We start from the raw sequence: 17,118 nt of genomic DNA, 5'->3' as shown, positions 1-17,118 counted from the left end.
ACTTCAACCCATCGGTGTTGTAATAAAACCCCATCATGCAAGGGTTTGTTCAGCAGAAACGCAATTCTTCTTGTTTATTGCACGAAAACGAAAAAGCCTCGGGAGTCTTTCGATTCCCGAGGCTTTCTCAAGCGCTAATTGAATAATTATTCTTTGATGAAATGAGCTGTGCCGATTTGCTTTCCAATCGTTCGCAGCGTGTAAACGCCTGCAGGTAGGGAACTCACATTCAATCTGTTCTGTCCTACGACTGAAGTTGCATTGAGAACGGTTCTTCCTGTAGCGTCAATCACCTCCACTGTTCCTTGCTCTTCCGTACTGAAGTTGATCTGATCTTTGGTTGGGTTTGGATAGACAGAGATCGCATTTCGTTCTACATCAGCAATTCCAGATGCCAATTTTTCGCAGCTGTTTGTGCTTTGACCGCAAACTAGGTCACCGATGAAGGACATGGCAAAATCCAAAGCAGATTGGTCAATAGGACTTAGATAACCAACATGGTCCTGAACGCCCAAGTATGTTTTTAGGTCGTTTGGAACGCCAACATTATCAGCTCTTAGGTGAACGTGAGCACTACCGGAAGCGATCAATCCTGTAGGGAATCCCGATACAGAAACTTCTTGAGTCAGGTAAGGAACCACATTGTCCAATTCTTCGTGAACACTTACTATGGCAGCATCTCCAGCTTCAATCCATGAAGTGTCACCGATGGCTCCGCTGAAACTTAGTACACCAACTGATGTGCTATTGTAATCAGGAGTTCCGCTATGTCCTTCAACACCGCCTAGTCCTGCTGTGTCGTTTACCATATAAGAAGGGACTTCTGTCAACTTATCTAGATATGCAGAATGAATGGCAGCGATGGCTCCGGCTGAAATTCCACCTACAACAATTCTTTCACAGTCAATTCCGTAAGGATTTCCATCCTCTGCAGCCGATTTTTTAAGGAATCGGACACATGCATTGATGTCATGTGCACCTCTCAAAACCGCCAATGTTGTTGTTACTTCACTTGGTAAGAAGAAACCTACTCTATAATCAGGAGCTACAGCCACATAGCCCATTTTGGCAAGGATGTTACACATGAAAGCTACATCCGCTCGAGCTCCGCCAATAAAAGAACCTCCGAAAGCCATGATGACCACGGGGCGATCTGTTTCTGTATCTCCTGAAGGTTGATATACATCCATTTTCAGGTCTACATCACTACCATTTAAGGCAGTATTGTTTCCAAATGTCACGGCACTTGTTACGTCAACAGAAGAGAATAGATCGAATGTTGTATATCTTCCATTGGAACAGTCTGGTTGTGCAACTGTCTCGCTTATCGCAAAAAGGGATAATAGACTTAGAGTAAAAAGTTTTTTCATGTTGTTCTGATATGTGTGTTTCGTTAAGAGGCGTTAAAGATAATTTAATCATTAAGTAATGGTATGTACTCCATCTGACGTTAAACAGCTATAAAATGACGGCTCGAATCCAAAGCGTTTCTGATAACCATTTCCGAGTTGTTCTGAAAGTGAAGCAACCGCAGATTTGTCTACCAAAGCCACGCAGCAGCCACCAAAACCAGCACCGGTCATACGTGCGCCCAAACAGGCATCAGAAGCGAGCAATTGCTCTACGATAAAGTCGAGCTCTGAGCAGGAAACCTCGTAATCATCTTTCAACGAGTTATGCGATTCCGTCATCAGTCTTCCAAATTCTTCGAGGTTTCCAGCACGCAGCGCAACAGCGGATTGCATCACACGAATCTGCTCGCCAATCGCATGTCGTGTTCGTTTCTTCAAGATCGGGTTGCACAGTAATTCGAGCTCTGATTCGTGAGCATCCACCAAGTTCCCTATTGGTCTTTCTTTTTGAATAATCCGCAAGGCATCATCACATTCCTGTCTGCGTTGGTTGTAGGCACTTTCGGCCAATGTTCGCGGTTTATTCGAATTGATGATCAGCAGTTCATGCGTTCCTAATTGCAAAGGCACAAGTTTGTAAGCCAACGATTCACAGTTAAGCAGTAGTGCGTGCTGGGCTTTTCCGTTGGCAACGGCAAACTGATCCATAATGCCGCAATTCACGCCAATGAATTGATTCTCGATTTTCTGACAATACAACGCCATTTTAGTCCTGTCTGGCTCGGTTCCAGTTGCTATAACGTGAAACATATGATAGCACAAGACCTCCAACGCTGCAGAAGAAGACAGCCCCGAACCTTTCGGTAAGTTGCTTTCAAAGAGAATGTCGCATCCGCTTGGTTCAATTCCTTTGTCTTTCAAATCCAACACAACTCCAAGTATAAAATCACCCCAATTACCTTGTTTTGAAACGGGCAGGGCAGCAAGGTCGAATGCAATTGTTTCGGGAAAATCTGTTGAGTGTATCCGCAGTATGTTGGAATCGTTCTTACTGCAAAGCGCGGTGATTCCCAAAGAGATGGCAGCAGGCATGACCGAACCTCCTAAGTAGTCGATATGTTCGCCAATTAGGTTAACCCTACCTGGGCAGAAAAATCGTTTCGGCTCCTGTAAATGGCCGAAAAGCGAATTGAATTGAACTGAAAGTGATTCCATCGTCCGAAAAATAGTCTTTGTTGCCCTCATAAAATCAATGAAGTGGCTAACTTTACGTGTTCCTCGATTTAATCCAAATCAAATTATGAGTAAGATAGACCGCCTCTTGGGCGAATACAAAGAGAGTCATCAGAACGAGACCAATCAGTTCATTCACAACATTTTTGTTCCACTTATCTTCTTGAGTGCCATTGGCATGCTTTGGGATGTGAAACTACCGGTTGAGTTGGGGTTTCTTGGTGGCGAACCACTTAATGTTTCAATGATTCTCGCAATTTTCGTGTTTGCATATTACCTCTCACTTTCGTTTGCCGTTTCGGTCGGAATTCTTGCAGTAACGTTGACGGGTATGGCTGCATGCTATTTCTACAACGGACCGGTCAGCATTTGGCTAATTTCCTTGGTGATCTTTGTTCTTTCATGGGCCATGCAGTTCGTAGGCCACAAGGTGGAAGGCAAGAAGCCATCATTCTTCAAAGACCTCGAATTTTTCTTAGTTGGGCCAATGTGGGTCCTCACAAAACTTTACAATAAACTCGGAATCAAATATTGATATGGAAGCAGTTCTCGAAAAGCCGGCAACCGGCACAGCATATTCAGCAGTAGTTCAAAAGCAACGCGATTATTTCTGGTCGCATGCCACCAAACCAGCTGCTTTCCGAAAAAAGCAGTTGAATAAATTGAAAGCTGCGTTTCGTAAGCATGAGGAAAATCTTCTTGCAGCCTTAAAGCAAGACCTCAATAAACCGAAACAAGAAGCACTTGCAACGGAAATTGAAGTAACTGTTGCAGAGATCGATCACTACCTGCGCCATCTCGATGATTGGATGGAACCAGAGCGTGTTCCAACGCCTTTGTTCTTTCAACCAGGTTCATCGATGATCGTGCCTGAACCTTACGGAGTTGTATTGATCATCGCCCCATGGAACTATCCTGTAAAGAACCTTTTCGGACCGCTTTTAGGTGCTATTGCCGCTGGAAATACAGCTGTGGTAAAGCCTTCAGAGATTTCTCCGAATTGCAGCAAGGCCATTGCCGATCTGATCAAAGACACCTTCGACCCTGAATACATTGTAAGCATTGAAGGTGGCGTTCCAGAAACTACAGAGTTGCTCAATGAGCGATTTGATTATCTGTTGTTCACTGGTGGAACCGAGATCGGACGGATCATTTATCAAGCAGCCGCAAAACACCTTACGCCTGTCACCTTGGAATTGGGCGGCAAGAGCCCATGTATCATTGATACAGACATTAATCTGAATGTGGCTGCTAAGCGATTGGTTTGGGGTAAATTCCAAAATGCAGGACAAACGTGTATTGCGCCAGATTACATCTACGTCAACAACAAGATCAAAGCTAAATTCCTTGAGAAACTGAAGCAATATATTGGAGAATTCTTCGGCCCAGCCGATAAGCCTTCAGATGATCTTGGACGATTGATCAGCGACCGACATTTTCAGCGTGTAAGCAAAATGCTAACGGGAGATATTATCGTTGGTGGTGTAACTGATGCAGCTACCAGATACATTTCGCCAACCATCATTGATAATGTGACCAACGATCATCCAGCCATGCAGGAAGAGATCTTTGGACCTGTAATGCCGATCATTGGCTACGACAATTTCGATGAGGTGATCAATCACATCAATGCAGGCGAGCGCCCATTGGCGATGTATCTGTTCAGCAACGATTCTAAATTGAAGAAACGTCTAATGAACGAAACATCTTCGGGAGCTATCTGTGTAAATGAAACCATGGTACACGCGGGTCAGCCAAATCTTCCATTTGGTGGAGTGGGGAATAGCGGTATTGGAGCATATAACGGAAAACTCGGTTTCGATACTTTCTCGCACATGAAACCAGTGATGACGCGTTCATTCTTGGGCGATGTAGCGCAGAAATATCCTCCATACAGCAAAGCCAAAATCAACTTCATTAAGATGGCGGCCAAGTGGCTCCTGCGTTGATACGAATTACGAATTCCGCCAAACGTAGCAGTATGCCACTAGGGCAATCAGGTGTTATTTTCAAGCATATTGAAAAACATGTTTTTAGCCACAGATGCACAGATTTTCACTGATTTCGTGGATTGGTTTTCTCTGTGAAAGAATCTGTGCAAATCTGTGCATCTGTGGCTTTATGATGTCAATTGTTCACTAAAAACCGATTACCCTGAGAATGCGCCATTCGTATATTCGTTTTTCATTCGTAATTCGTATCAGCCTCCTTTTCCCCTTTTTCTCCCAGGCCCAAGCGCCTGCCATCAAACACGTCATAGTCATTGGGGTGGATGGTATGAGTCCTGACGGGATACACAAGGCCGAAACACCCACCATCGATAGCATCCTTAAAGTGGCTGCTTACACGTGGAAGTGCGAAGCCGTGTTGCCAACTAGCAGTAGCCCCAACTGGGCAAGCATGATCATGGGGGCTGGGCCAGAAAAACATGGCATTACCTCCAACGCGTGGCAACCGCACAAACAGACCATCGAATTGGAATGCCAAGGCACAAAAGGCAATGGCAAGCCAAGCGGTATCTGGCCTACTGTTTTCGGAGAGCTCAGAAGACAGAAACCAGATTCCAAAATTGCCTGCTTCAACGATTGGTTGGCCTTCAATCGCCTGTTCGAGAAAGGCGTGGTCAACCGTCAGCGAGATGCCATTCTGCTGCAGGCCGCATCTCATCACGGCTACAAGGGAATTACCCGCATGGCTTCCAACTATTTCAAAAAGCAGAAACCCGATTTCATGTTCGTGCATTTGGACCTGGTAGATCACGCAGGCCACCACGATGGGCACGGAACACCACAGTATTATGCTGCAGTTTCTGAAACGGATAGAATGATCAAGAAAATGGTGAATGCCGTAAAAGCTTCTGGCGAATTGGAAAGCACCGTCATCCTCATCACTGCCGACCACGGAGGCATTGGCCACGGACATGGTGGCGATACACCCGAAGAACGCTTCGTGCCTTGGATTCTCACCGGAACAGGAGTGGTAAATGGCGAATTGCAAGTAGAGGTGAAAACCTACGATACAGCCGCCACGTTGGCTTATCTTCTTGGAATTAAAGCGCCCGAATGTTGGGATGGGAAGCCTGTTCTACAAGCTATTGCTCAATAAACTGCTCGTTGAAATTGACCAGATACAGTTTCTCTGAAGCACGGGTAATAGCAGTATAGAGCCATCGCACGTATTCAACGCCCAACATTTCGGCCGTTAGGTAACCTTGGTCGACAAACACGGCAGGCCATTGCCCGCCCTGTGCCTTATGGCAGGTTATGGCATAACCGAACTTTACCTGAAGCGCATGCAGGTACGGATCCTCAGCAACTTTTTTGGCCTGTTCGGATGGTGTTGGAATATCCGCGTAGCTCAAACAGACCGAGTTGTACAGTTGCTCGTAATCCGAGTCTGGAAGTGAAGGCGCTTCCACATGCAGCGCATTCAGCAGCAATTTTACATCCAACGAATCTTCGCTCGGATAATCCATCAAACGGACCGTAGCATTGGCAAAACGGAACCCGTGCATTTCTTCCAATGCGCCAAGCCGCATGATCTCAATCATATCGCCATTGGCAATAAAACCAGCACCCGAACCCTTGGGTAGCCAATGATAATTGTTCTTCACTACCATCAGTTTATCGGTGGAAGCAATTTCATCATCCATGTACTTAATGCGTAAGCGGATCTGCTGATTGAACTGGTTGGCGCTCTTGTTCGAACGTGTAATGACCATGGCGTTATCTTCGCCATAAAGACCGTAAGCCGAATTCAGTTCATCTTCCAGCTCAAGCATGTCTATTACCTTAATGTCTGGAAAGTTCACCTTTAGTAAGATGTCTGATTTTCCAGATTGCAACAGATTCCGAAGCTCGGTGGCGTTGGTCAGAATGCCCGAATCGGCTTCCTGACGGACCACCTCGCGCAGTTCGTGCTGCATTTCTGGTTCAAAACTGAAATTCGTCTGTAGAACTTTTCCGTCAAGCGCGGGGCTATCGGCCGATCCAATGGGGGGCAACTGAGCCGTATCGCCAATAAGGATCAGCTTACAATCCTTGCCCTCCTCTAAGAATTTCATGAGGTCGGAAAGGAGATTCTTAGATTGAATTCTCCCTGAACCTGCATCTCTAGACAAGGATATCATCGATGCTTCATCCACAATGATCACCGCATTCTTACCTCTATTATGTCGCAACGCAAAACGGATATTCCCGAACTCATCTGTAGTGATCTGATAAATAAACTTGTGGATGGTGAACGCTCGCTGTTTGGTGTATGCTGCCAATACTTTGGCTGCCCGGCCTGTTGGAGCTAGCAACGCAAACTTGCGGTTCATCGCCTTCAGGGTTTTAACCACACTTATTACCATCGAAGTCTTACCAGTTCCGGCATATCCGCGCAGCAGGAACACTTTTCCAACGTTCTGCTCGGTCAGGAATTCAGAAAGCCGATAAACAAACCCTTCTTGCCCCAATGTGGGCTTGAAAGGGAGTTCAGCAATCAGTCGGTCGTATGCGGTCTTTGACGTATTCAATGTTTATCGGGGGGAAATAACGATCGGTCGAAGTTAAACGAAGAAATGTCGGAATCGAAAAAGCCGTTTATCGATAAATCTCCAAATAAGCTAACCATTCCTTCTTGCTTTCGTTAGACAAGCCAGAATACTAGAAACAGGAACTGATGAACAGACAAGTACTCACCCTAATTTGCACCTTTTCAAGTGCCGTTGCCTTTGCGCAGAATGTAGGAATTGGCAATACCAGCTTTACTCCTAATACTGACGCATTACTCGAATTGAGATCGACAACATCCGGGTTTCTTCTGCCAAAGATGACACAGGCTCAGATGAACGCCATCAGCGGTCCAACTGAAGGGTTGATTGTGTATCAGACGAATGCAACCAAAGGATTCAAGTATTATAATGGAACCGTTTGGACAGAATTCGGAGGAGGAGCAGATAACTTCGGTGATCATATTGCTGCTGCGAATATTCAAATGGACGACCATTGGCTTTCCAATGATGGAGGCAGCGAGGGAATCCGAATTGCTGATGATGGTAATGTGGGCATTGGGGTAGCTGTTCCGCTCGAAAAGCTGCACGTTGGAGGTAAGATCATCGTCAATGATGATATCTATGATGACAACGGAAACATTCGAATGAGTGGTGAAGATGATGTTTACATCACCATGGATTATAATAATAATGACAGTGATACCCGCGCTATCCGTTTCGGTAAGAACAGCATGACGTCACCGACAGAATTGATGCGAATAAGTGAGAGTGGAAACGTGGGGATTGGTACAGCTACTCCGAATCAATTACTTCATTTGCAAGTAAATAACAATGGAATGAATATGCCATTGTTTATACGAAATACAAACGGAACGCAAACAGGAGGTAATGGAGTAGGTATTGGTTTCAACAGTGAAGGAGCAGGAGATTGGATGAAAGCAGGTATTTTCCATGAACGAATTGGTAACTACGGTTATGGTAAACTTCACTTCATGGTATCTGGGACTCAAGACAATCAGTCCTTATCACTAACTGATTCTCGAATGACCATTTTGCCGACAGGAAGTATCGGTATGGGAACTACTAATCCTGACACACGCTTACATATTTATGGAAATGGAACCAGTGGCGTATCTCTTGGTGGAACAACAGCAGTTCCAAACCCTGCAGAAGGTCCTGAAATTGGTTTTGGAAGAGGCGGTTTTTCAAACCCTGGAGCAGCGATTCAGATGATAGATTATGACAGCTACTCTGCAGGTTTGGCGTTCTTGGTTAAGCGAGGGGTTGCAAATGGGGCAGGAGGAACGTTTGCAGATAACTTTCCAAGTGATGTTGTTCAGGCACTGACAATAATCAATACAGGGAATATCGGAGTTGGCACAAGTAATCCGGTTGCTAAGTTGCATGTCAGTGGCGATGCACGAATCTCTGATCTGGCTGGAAGTGGAACAAGAATGGTGGTGGCCGATGCGAATGGAGACCTTTCTACTCAGGCAATTCCAGGCGGTGGAAGCAGCCTTTGGAGTCAAAGTGGTTCAAACGTTTATCGCTCATCAGGTAAGGTGGGAATTGGAACATCTTCTCCAAGCACAGCTTTGCATGTTATTAGCAGCACTTCCAATGCCAATGTGATGACGCTACAAAGCAGTGCAAGTAATGGTTGGAGCAGTGTTGATTTCATGGATCAGTCAGGGTCATTGTCAGCAACATTCGGGTTTGCCAATTCCAGCACATCGGGTATTTTCACGAACAGAGCTTACATGAATAGTTATGATCATGATTTTGTTCTCACTCGAAATAGTACCGAGAACAGCATTTTTATCAGCGGTTCGTCAGGTAATATCGGTTTCGGCAATAATAATCCACAGGCTACCCTTCATGTAAGCGGTGATGCACGTATCACAGATCTGGGTGGTAGTGGAACAAGAATGGTGGTGGCCGATGCGAATGGAGACCTTTCTACTCAAGCAATTCCAAGCGGTGGAAGCAGTGTTTGGAGTCAAAGTGGTTCCAACGTTTATCGCTCATCAGGTAAGGTAGGCATTGGAACATCCTCTCCGAGCACATCTTTGCATGTTAGTGGCGATGCACGAATCTCGGATCTTGCGGGAAGCGGAACAAGAATGGTGGTTGCTTCTTCAAACGGAACCCTTTCTACACAAACTATTCCATCTGGCGGTAGTTCGGGTACGACACTTAGTCTTTCTCTTTCAAGTAATGTAACCAGTCAAGATGTGTCAGGAGTATCCATTCTTGAAGTAACTTACAGTAATGATAAGGACATCAGAGGGCTATCCGGTGGTGTAGATGGTCAGATTATCTATGTTGTAAATACAGCTAGTAACGATAAAGTTGAATTCAAGAAAAACCAAGGAACCCAGCAATTCATCGAGGACTTCAATGTCGAACATGGAGAAGGAGCAATAATTATGTTCATGGGGTCAAAATGGTATCGTATTTCAAGCTAATCGTTTTGAATCAGAGAACTTTAAAGGCGAGCCGTACGGTTCGCCTTTTTTTGTACATTCATTCGCCATGTGGAAAGAGAAGGAAGGTCAACTTATTGCCAAGTTCGAGTTCAATGATTTTGTAGAGGCATTTGCCTTTATGACCAAAGTTGCTGTCGAAGCAGAAAAAATGAACCATCACCCTAATTGGTCCAATAGTTACAATAAGGTGGAGGTCTGTTTAACCACACACGATGAAGGAAATGTTATTACAGCCAAAGACAGAAAATTGGCAGACATCATTGAAAAGATTCACCTCGGATGAGTTACGCGCTGCTGTTTAAGATTGCTAACCTTTCTGTATTGCCTGGTTGGTTTCTTCTGGTGTTTTTTCCTAAGCACAGGGTCACGCAGGCGGTCGTTCAATCTTATCTGTATCCAATTGTTCTTGGTACTCTTTACATCGTTTTGTTGGTCACGTCATTTGGTGGAGAAGGAGGAATGGATTCCTTAGAACATTTAAAATTATCGTTTACTAGAGATGAGATCTTAGTGCTAGGTTGGGTGCATTATTTGGTTTTCGATCTATTCATCGGTTCATGGATCGTGCGAGATGCGGTACACAATAAACTCAAGCATTTAGCTGTTTTCCCTTGCCTTTTGCTCACGCTTTTTGTAGGTCCAGTTGGTCTGCTTTCGTATTTACTTGTACGATGGTTCAGGCTTCGGAAACTGACTTTATGAACAGTTGAAACTGTTAGTAAGCGTGCTGTTTTGTTAAAAACATGCAGTTTATGCGGTAAGTAGATAGGCTAACTTTGCATGCAGAAATTAGAGGAGAAAGATGAGTAAGATCATAGCCATTGCAAATCAGAAGGGGGGAGTTGGAAAGACCACAACGGCCATCAATTTGGCGGCCAGTTTGGCGGTGTTGGAATACAAAGTGCTGTTGGTAGATGCAGATCCACAGGCCAATTCCACTTCAGGAGTCGGTTTCGATCCTAGGAACATTAAGACCAGCATTTACGAATGCATTATTGGCGAAGCTGAGCCAAATGATATCATCCTTCACACGGAAACACCCAATTTGGATGTCTTGCCGGCACATATCGATCTGGTTGGGGCGGAAATTGAAATGATCAATCTGCCGAACAGGGAAATGATGGTGAAGTTGGTTTTGAACAAGATCAAGAACGATTATGATTTCATTGTGGTCGATTGTTCTCCTTCATTGGGATTGATCACGGTAAATTGCCTTACTGCCGCTGATAGCGTGCTTATTCCAATTCAGTGCGAATACTTTGCCTTGGAAGGACTTGGGAAATTGCTGAACACAATAAAGATCATTCAGGCACGCTTAAACCCCGATCTGGAAATGGAAGGACTGTTGCTGACCATGTACGATCAGCGCCTGCGTTTGGCAAATCAAGTAGTGGAAGAAGTGAAAATGCACTTTCAGCAATTGGTGTTCGATACTGTCATTGCCCGAAACACGAAGTTGGGCGAAGCTCCAAGTTATGGTAAGAGCATCATCATGCATGATTCGGCTTCGAAAGGAGCAACCAATTATCTGAATCTTGCGCGCGAGATCCTTCAGAAGAATGGAATGACACGATTAAAGGAGAGTGAGAAAATATTGAGCTGATGAGCAAGAAAAGTGCGTTAGGTAGAGGGCTTGGAGCATTGCTCGACAACTCAGACTCTGGTCTGACATCCCAATCAAATTTAAATTCAAGTGAATCGGCATCAGGAATGATTAGCGGTATTCCCGTTTCTCAAATTGAGGCAAATCCGTTTCAACCACGGACACGATTTGATCAGGAGAAGTTGGATGAACTGTCCGCATCCATTGCCCAACTGGGAATCATACAACCGCTTACCGTTCGGATGGTTCGCCCGAATCACTACCAACTCATTTCCGGAGAACGTAGGTTCAGAGCTTCGCAGTTAGCTGGTTTGACCGAAGTTCCCGCTTATGTGCGTGTGGCCAACGATCAAGCCATGTTGGAAATGGCTTTGGTGGAGAACATTCAGCGAGATGACCTTGACGCGATAGAAGTAGCATTGTCTTATCAGCGATTGATTGATGAATGCAAACTGACGCAGGAAGCGCTAGGTGAACGCGTTGGAATGAAGCGTTCCACAGTGACAAATTATTTGAGGCTGTTGAAGCTTCCTCCACAGATTCAGAAAGCGCTTATTGATAAGGTGCTGACGATGGGACATGCCCGTGCCATCATCAATATGGAAGATGAGAACGAACAATTGCGTTTGTTTCAAGAAATTGTGAAAGGTGGGCTTTCCGTACGTGCAACGGAGCAAGCATCTAAAACGGCCAAAGAATCAGCAAAGACAGGTCTTAAAAAGGAACTTCCGATAGAATACAAGCGCATACAGGATAATGTGAAGCGTCAGCTCGATGCGGAGGTTGGTTTGAAAGTGAACGCAAAAGGAAAAGGCACCATCTCCATTGCATTTGACAATGAGAAGGAACTGAAACGTGTGCTATCCATCTTGGATCTTTGGCCATAACCAAAAAGCACTTTTTGAATCGGTATCTCATACCATTATTTCTGGTTCTGATCATTTCGGCAACGAAAGTCCGTGCTCAAGAAAATGACACAATTGCTCAGGTAGAGCAAGCTGATTCGGTAATCGTAAAGAAACATTCACCCGTTCGTGCATCTATCATGAGCACAGCATTGCCCGGTTTGGGTCAAGTGTATAATGGTAAATGGTGGAAAGTACCGATCATCTATGGTGCTTTTGGTGGTCTTATCTATAGTTCTGTGTTCAACGATATGAAGTGTAGAACCTACAGGACTGCATACCTAATTAGAGTTGATGGTGACCCGAACACGAAGGATGAGTTTGTAGGCGTTTATTCCGATGCCAATTTGCGCGAACTTGTAGACTTTTATAAACGCAACAGAGACCTTTCACTGATTTTTACGGGTGTTATCTATGCATTGAATATCATAGATGCCACGGTTGATGCGCACCTGAAAGGTTTTGACGTAAGTGATGACCTAACGCTAAAAGTGAGACCAGCCATGCAGCTGATCGGACCGGAGTTCACTCCGACCCCAACCTTTGCGCTCACGCTCCACCTTAAATAAAACTCTACTTTTGCGTGAATCACGCTATTTGTCAAGTATGAAAATCGCACTTTCAGGATACGGGAAAATGGGCAAGGAGATTGAAAAGGTCGCCTTGCAGCGTGGACACGAAATTGTAGTGAAATTCAACGATGCCGATGATTGGATCGGTAAAGAGGAAGAGTTGGCTGCCGCAGATGTGGCCATCGAATTCTCGATGCCACATAGCGTGGTCAGCAATATATTCAAATGCTTTGATGCCAATACGCCCGTAGTGGTTGGAACCACTGGCTGGTTCGGTCAGCTGGATCATGTGAAAGAGGTCTGTCACCGACATAATCAGGCACTGCTCTATGCTTCTAACTTCAGTGTTGGGGTCAATTTGTTTTTCGAAGCAAATAAGGTGCTTGCCAAATTGATGAACGAGCATGAAGGTTACCGAGTGGTTGTAGATGAGACGCACCATACAGGTAAGGTTGATTCGCCAAGTGGCACAGCCATTAAATTGGGAAACGATATCATTGATGCCTTAGATCGTAAAGATGTTTGGGTGAACCACGCATCTGATAAAGACTATGAACTTGAGATCATTTCTCATCGAGAAAGCGATGTTCCTGGAACGCATGTGGTCACCTACGAATCTGAGATTGATGAGATACAACTCATTCATACGGCAAAAAGCCGCGTGGGATTTGCAAAAGGTGCAGTACTTGCCGCAGAATGGCTGGTAAAGAAAAAGGGTGTATACACCATGAGCGACCTCATAAAGGATGTTAAGTTTGAGGGCTTCGCTAAATAAATCATCAATAGATCAGTTACTTCGGCCATGAATTGGAAATTTTGGAAGAAAGAAAAACCTGCCCAAAAGAAAGGTTTCGTTCGAGAATGGGTTGATGCCATCGTTTTTGCGGTCATCGCGGCAACCATTATTCGCTTATTCTTGATAGAGGCATATACGATTCCTACATCGTCTATGGAGAAGTCGTTGCTTATTGGCGATTTTCTGTTTGTAAGCAAGGTCAGCTATGGCCCACGGATTCCCAACACGCCTATCGCGTTTCCGTTTGCACATCATACTATGCCCGGTACGCTTAGCACCAAATCGTATTTGGAGTGGATCAAACTGCCATACTATCGTCTGCCTGGTTTCAGCAAGATCAAGAATAACGATGTAGTTGTTTTCAACTATCCGATGGAAGGTTATCGTCCGGTGGATAAGCGCGAAAATTACATTAAGCGATGCGTGGCTATTCCGAACGATGTGCTTGAAGTGAAAGAAGGTGTGCTTTACATAAACGGTGAAGAAGCCTATCAGGCCGAAGGAATGCAAACTTCTTATGATGTTGAAACCAATGGAACGGGCTTCAATCAATTGGTGCTTAGGAAATTAGACATTACCGAAGGTGGACGTACATCTGTGAAAGGGGATTTCAGTTTGACAATGACCAAGGCGGCAAAGGAGAAGATCGCTGAGTTGAATAACGTTCAGTCTGTAGAAGCGGAAATTGCCAAGCCAGGAACATATGCTGAATATATATTTCCGAATTCTGACCCAGAATTGAAGTCAAATGAGAAGCAGAAGTTCTATTGGAATGTGGATAATTTCGGTCCGATCACTATTCCAAAGAAAGGTGAAACCGTACAATTGACGGTTGAGAACTTACCGATTTACGAGCGTCTTATCAGCTTTTACGAGCACAATGATCTGAAGATCGAAGAATCTCAGATCTACATCAACGGAATGCAAGTGGATTCATACACTTTTCAAATGGACTACTATTTCATGATGGGAGACAATCGTCACAATTCTGCCGATAGTCGTTTTTGGGGATTTGTACCTGAAGACCACATCGTTGGAAAAGCAGTGTTCATTTGGCTATCCATCGATAAGGATGCAACGAAATTGGCAGAGAAGATCCGTTGGTCGCGGATATTCAATTTGATCCACTGATCATTTCTTCTCCAATTTGGCTGAAAGTAGCTTCAAGTTGTTGTTGGCCAAATAATAGTTCGGGAATATTTGCAGTGCCGTTTCGTAGCTCTTTATAGCAGCTTCTGGTTCATTGGCTTGAGTTTGGATAAAGCCAAGCATGTTGAAAGCAACAGCGCGATATGGTAAAAGCTGACTTCCTTCTTTTATGAATTCTTGCATGACAGCGCTTCCCGATTCAGGATGCGAAATGATCTTCTGAACGAAAGGAAGCGCATCATTCAATCGACTTAAGTTGATGTATGCGTAAGCAACTTCGTACATCAATTCCAGGTCTTCAGGGGTTTTTACAAGTAGCTTGGAATAGTTTTCCAATGCGATATCATATTTCCCCAATCCTTTATTTGCCTTTGCCAGAACTTTCGTCAACACATCACTTTCTCTGACATTGAGAGCACGAGTAGCAATTTTGGCCGCTGCTTCGTTCGATCCACTTTTCAGATAAAGTATTGCCAATGTATCCAAGGCATCTGGATTGTATTTTTCGAATGCAACGATGCGGTTCAAACAAGTGATTGCCGTAATAATATCACCTTGATCCATAACTGAATTGTAAACCACCCATTCTCGCTCAACCATTTTCCCTGTATTATCACAGGATGAGAACATAAGCGAAACGGTAATAAGAGCAAGCAATAGAACTTTTGACATGACTTCGTGTTTTGATTCGATGCGAAATTAACCATTGCAGAAGGTCAGAATCATGCGGTCTTGGAAACCCGTTCACAAGTTTTGTGATTTACAGACCAATTGGTGGCACCATTTTGGCGATTTTAGCGTTTCGTAGAAAGAGATTCACATGGATATGAGAAGATTGTCGGGATTGGTGCTTGGATTGGCACTTGTTGCTACCAGCGCCCTTGCACAGCGAACCATTAAGGAAGAATACAAACTCAAGTTTGATGACGTACTCAACCTGATTGAAACCAAGTATGTCGATCATCCAGACTACGAAATGTTGGTTGATGAGGCCATTGTCGGAATGGTCAAAGAACTCGATCCTCACAGCGAGTACATGACGGCCGAAGAATACGAGAAGATGAATGAGCCGCTTTCAGGCAATTTTGAAGGAATCGGAGTTCAATTCAATATTCTTCACGATACGATTGCCGTTGTATCTCCAATTTCTGGCGGACCTTCCGAGAAACTAGGAATAAGATCTGGCGATAAGATCGTTGAAATTGAAGACACCGTGGTGGCCGGCATCGGAATTACTAATGGAGATGTGATCGCAAAACTGAGGGGCGATAAGGGAACGAAAGTTCGTGTTAAGATCTACCGAAGAGGAGTAAGCGAACTTGTAGAATACACGATCGTTCGCGATAAGATTCCAATTTTCAGTCTGGATGCATCGTACATGCTCACTCCAGAAGTTGGATACATTAAACTGAATCGTTTTGCTCAAACCACCATGGATGAGTTTGCTGAAGCAATGAACGAGTTGATTCCATTGGGAATGAAACACTTGGTGCTTGACCTGAGGGGCAATTCTGGAGGATATTTGAATACAGCTATCGAATTGTCTGACGAGTTTCTTGACGACAAGAAGTTGATCGTCTACACGGAAGGCGTATCGAACCCTAAGCGAGACTATTTTGCCACTAGTCAAGGACGATTTGAGAAAGGAAAACTAGTGGTGTTGATAGATGAAGGTTCCGCATCGGCAAGCGAGATTGTTTCAGGAGCGATTCAAGATCATGATAGAGGTCTCATCATCGGTCGCAGATCATTCGGAAAAGGCTTGGTTCAACGGCCATTTAAACTGCGTGATGGATCGACACTTAAACTCACCACGGCTCGATATTACACTCCAGCAGGAAGATGTATTCAGCGTCCTTACGAAGAAGGAAACGAGGAATACAGAAAGGAAGGGCAGCGCAGAAGAGACAACGGAGAGTTGTTCAGTATGGACAGTATCCATGTGGATGATCATCAGGAGTTTCTTACGGACAACAAGCGTAAAGTATACGGAGGCGGAGGTATTCTGCCAGATATTTTCATTCCGCTTGATACTTCAGAAAATTCAGACTTCTTGCGAGACCTGCTTAGCCGAGGACTGTTCTATCAGTACATAAACGAATATGTAGATACGCATAGGGATGAGCTTGCAAAAACGTATCCGGATTTTGAAACATTTGAAGCCAAATTTGATCTTGATGGCAAATTCCTAGATGACTTTTTTGCCTTTGCAGAGAAGGAGCTAAAGCCAAAGGCCAAAGACACAACGGACGCAGTTGCTGCGGTTGAAAAGCCTACAGATGATGCTGAAGAGAAGGATTTCGCTACAAGAAAGGCGGAAGGAATGGAGGCTTCTGGCAAGATCATCCGAACAAGGTTGAAAGCGCTTTTGGCTCGAACACTTTGGCAAACTGAAGCGTTCTACCGCGTCTTTAACGCAGAAGATGATGCGGTATTGAAAGCGCTCGAATCCATTGATGACAAAACCTTTAAGCGACTGAAGCTGTCGGTTAACTGATAAATTAAAAAGGCCCGTAAGGGC

The 17,118-nt window shown here is 44.5% G+C and carries 16 protein-coding genes; 12 read left to right on the top strand and 4 right to left on the bottom strand.

What is annotated here, in order from left to right:
* Positions 1 to 146: 146 nt before the first annotated feature.
* Both K9J17_06935 and K9J17_06930 read right to left on the bottom strand, forming a co-directional pair.
* A complete protein-coding gene (locus K9J17_06935) occupies positions 147 to 1,370 on the bottom strand; it encodes a T9SS type A sorting domain-containing protein (GenBank protein ID MCF8276451.1) in 1,224 nt (407 codons plus the stop codon).
* A 51-nt stretch (positions 1,371 to 1,421) separates the two neighbouring features.
* Positions 1,422 to 2,567 carry a galactokinase gene (locus tag K9J17_06930; GenBank protein ID MCF8276450.1) on the bottom strand — a complete coding sequence of 382 codons (1,146 nt, stop codon included), beginning with the start codon at positions 2,565 to 2,567 and terminating at the stop codon, positions 1,422 to 1,424.
* A gap of 85 nt (positions 2,568 to 2,652) precedes the next feature.
* Here K9J17_06930 and K9J17_06925 point away from each other — a divergent pair, with 85 nt between their 5' ends.
* The 3 genes from K9J17_06925 (at position 2,653) to K9J17_06915 (ending at position 5,690) form a co-directional block, all read left to right on the top strand.
* Positions 2,653 to 3,120: a DUF962 domain-containing protein gene (locus K9J17_06925; protein ID MCF8276449.1), complete on the top strand. Its 468-nt coding sequence runs from the start codon at positions 2,653 to 2,655 to the stop codon at positions 3,118 to 3,120.
* Position 3,121: 1 nt separating this feature from the next.
* Positions 3,122 to 4,534 carry an aldehyde dehydrogenase family protein gene (locus tag K9J17_06920; protein ID MCF8276448.1) on the top strand — a complete coding sequence of 471 codons (1,413 nt, stop codon included), beginning with the start codon at positions 3,122 to 3,124 and terminating at the stop codon, positions 4,532 to 4,534.
* Positions 4,535 to 4,745: 211 nt separating this feature from the next.
* A complete protein-coding gene (locus K9J17_06915; GenBank protein MCF8276447.1) occupies positions 4,746 to 5,690 on the top strand; it encodes an alkaline phosphatase in 945 nt (314 codons plus the stop codon).
* Here K9J17_06915 and K9J17_06910 read toward each other — a convergent pair.
* Positions 5,677 to 7,104 (bottom strand): AAA family ATPase, encoded by a 1,428-nt coding sequence (locus tag K9J17_06910; GenBank protein MCF8276446.1) that lies wholly within the window; start codon positions 7,102 to 7,104, stop codon positions 5,677 to 5,679. The genes K9J17_06915 and K9J17_06910 overlap by 14 nt on opposite strands.
* 146 nt (positions 7,105 to 7,250) lie before the next feature.
* On the opposite strand from K9J17_06910, the gene K9J17_06905 reads away from it, so the two are divergent.
* The 8 genes from K9J17_06905 to lepB all read left to right on the top strand — a co-directional run bounded on the left by K9J17_06905 (position 7,251) and on the right by lepB (position 14,579).
* Positions 7,251 to 9,551 carry a hypothetical protein gene (locus K9J17_06905; protein ID MCF8276445.1) on the top strand — a complete coding sequence of 767 codons (2,301 nt, stop codon included), beginning with the start codon at positions 7,251 to 7,253 and terminating at the stop codon, positions 9,549 to 9,551.
* A 67-nt stretch (positions 9,552 to 9,618) separates the two neighbouring features.
* Entirely contained in the window at positions 9,619 to 9,855 is a 237-nt protein-coding gene (locus K9J17_06900) for a 4a-hydroxytetrahydrobiopterin dehydratase (protein MCF8276444.1), read from the top strand.
* The gene (locus K9J17_06895) at positions 9,852 to 10,274 is read left to right on the top strand and encodes a DUF4281 domain-containing protein (GenBank protein ID MCF8276443.1); all 423 of its coding nucleotides are present in this window, start codon (positions 9,852 to 9,854) and stop codon (positions 10,272 to 10,274) included. The genes K9J17_06900 and K9J17_06895 overlap by 4 nt, the downstream gene beginning before the upstream one ends.
* Before the next feature lie 100 nt (positions 10,275 to 10,374).
* The gene (locus tag K9J17_06890; GenBank protein MCF8276442.1) at positions 10,375 to 11,175 is read left to right on the top strand and encodes an AAA family ATPase; all 801 of its coding nucleotides are present in this window, start codon (positions 10,375 to 10,377) and stop codon (positions 11,173 to 11,175) included.
* Positions 11,166 to 12,062 (top strand): ParB/RepB/Spo0J family partition protein, encoded by an 897-nt coding sequence (locus K9J17_06885; protein ID MCF8276441.1) that lies wholly within the window; start codon positions 11,166 to 11,168, stop codon positions 12,060 to 12,062. The genes K9J17_06890 and K9J17_06885 overlap by 10 nt, the downstream gene beginning before the upstream one ends.
* Positions 12,063 to 12,076: 14 nt before the next feature.
* Positions 12,077 to 12,649, top strand: coding sequence for a hypothetical protein (locus K9J17_06880; GenBank protein MCF8276440.1), 573 nt, complete (start codon positions 12,077 to 12,079; stop codon positions 12,647 to 12,649).
* A 37-nt stretch (positions 12,650 to 12,686) separates the two neighbouring features.
* Positions 12,687 to 13,427, top strand: a complete 741-nt coding sequence (dapB, locus tag K9J17_06875; protein MCF8276439.1) for a 4-hydroxy-tetrahydrodipicolinate reductase — start codon at positions 12,687 to 12,689, stop codon at positions 13,425 to 13,427.
* 27 nt (positions 13,428 to 13,454) lie between these two features.
* On the top strand, positions 13,455 to 14,579 hold the full coding sequence (gene lepB / locus K9J17_06870) for a signal peptidase I (protein ID MCF8276438.1): 1,125 nt from the start codon (positions 13,455 to 13,457) through the stop codon (positions 14,577 to 14,579).
* Here the strand turns inward: lepB and K9J17_06865 are convergent, their stop codons facing one another.
* Positions 14,580 to 15,269, bottom strand: coding sequence for a tetratricopeptide repeat protein (locus tag K9J17_06865; protein MCF8276437.1), 690 nt, complete (start codon positions 15,267 to 15,269; stop codon positions 14,580 to 14,582).
* A 154-nt stretch (positions 15,270 to 15,423) separates the two neighbouring features.
* On the opposite strand from K9J17_06865, the gene K9J17_06860 reads away from it, so the two are divergent.
* Entirely contained in the window at positions 15,424 to 17,094 is a 1,671-nt protein-coding gene (locus K9J17_06860) for a S41 family peptidase (protein MCF8276436.1), read from the top strand.
* Positions 17,095 to 17,118 lie beyond the last annotated feature (24 nt).

It is taken from the genome of Flavobacteriales bacterium, from assembly GCA_021739695.1.
Taxonomy (GTDB): domain Bacteria; phylum Bacteroidota; class Bacteroidia; order UBA10329; family UBA10329; genus UBA10329.
Note: the sequence above shows the minus strand (reverse complement) of the source record. Positions and strands in the feature narration are given on the sequence as shown.

What these genes read in the sequence shown, in the direction of transcription:
- K9J17_06890 (MCF8276442.1), top strand. Translation starts at nt 10,375, where the DNA reads ATGAGTAAGATCATAGCCATTGCAAATCAGAAGGGGGGAGTTGGAAAG.
- K9J17_06895 (MCF8276443.1), top strand. Translation starts at nt 9,852, where the DNA reads ATGAGTTACGCGCTGCTGTTTAAGATTGCTAACCTTTCTGTATTGCCT.
- dapB (MCF8276439.1), top strand. Translation starts at nt 12,687, where the DNA reads ATGAAAATCGCACTTTCAGGATACGGGAAAATGGGCAAGGAGATTGAA.
- K9J17_06900 (MCF8276444.1), top strand. Translation starts at nt 9,619, where the DNA reads ATGTGGAAAGAGAAGGAAGGTCAACTTATTGCCAAGTTCGAGTTCAAT.
- K9J17_06915 (MCF8276447.1), top strand. Translation starts at nt 4,746, where the DNA reads ATGCGCCATTCGTATATTCGTTTTTCATTCGTAATTCGTATCAGCCTC.
- lepB (MCF8276438.1), top strand. Translation starts at nt 13,455, where the DNA reads ATGAATTGGAAATTTTGGAAGAAAGAAAAACCTGCCCAAAAGAAAGGT.
- K9J17_06935 (MCF8276451.1), bottom strand. Translation starts at nt 1,370, where the DNA reads ATGAAAAAACTTTTTACTCTAAGTCTATTATCCCTTTTTGCGATAAGC.
- K9J17_06920 (MCF8276448.1), top strand. Translation starts at nt 3,122, where the DNA reads ATGGAAGCAGTTCTCGAAAAGCCGGCAACCGGCACAGCATATTCAGCA.
- K9J17_06930 (MCF8276450.1), bottom strand. Translation starts at nt 2,567, where the DNA reads ATGGAATCACTTTCAGTTCAATTCAATTCGCTTTTCGGCCATTTACAG.
- K9J17_06925 (MCF8276449.1), top strand. Translation starts at nt 2,653, where the DNA reads ATGAGTAAGATAGACCGCCTCTTGGGCGAATACAAAGAGAGTCATCAG.
- K9J17_06865 (MCF8276437.1), bottom strand. Translation starts at nt 15,269, where the DNA reads ATGTCAAAAGTTCTATTGCTTGCTCTTATTACCGTTTCGCTTATGTTC.
- K9J17_06860 (MCF8276436.1), top strand. Translation starts at nt 15,424, where the DNA reads ATGAGAAGATTGTCGGGATTGGTGCTTGGATTGGCACTTGTTGCTACC.
- K9J17_06905 (MCF8276445.1), top strand. Translation starts at nt 7,251, where the DNA reads ATGAACAGACAAGTACTCACCCTAATTTGCACCTTTTCAAGTGCCGTT.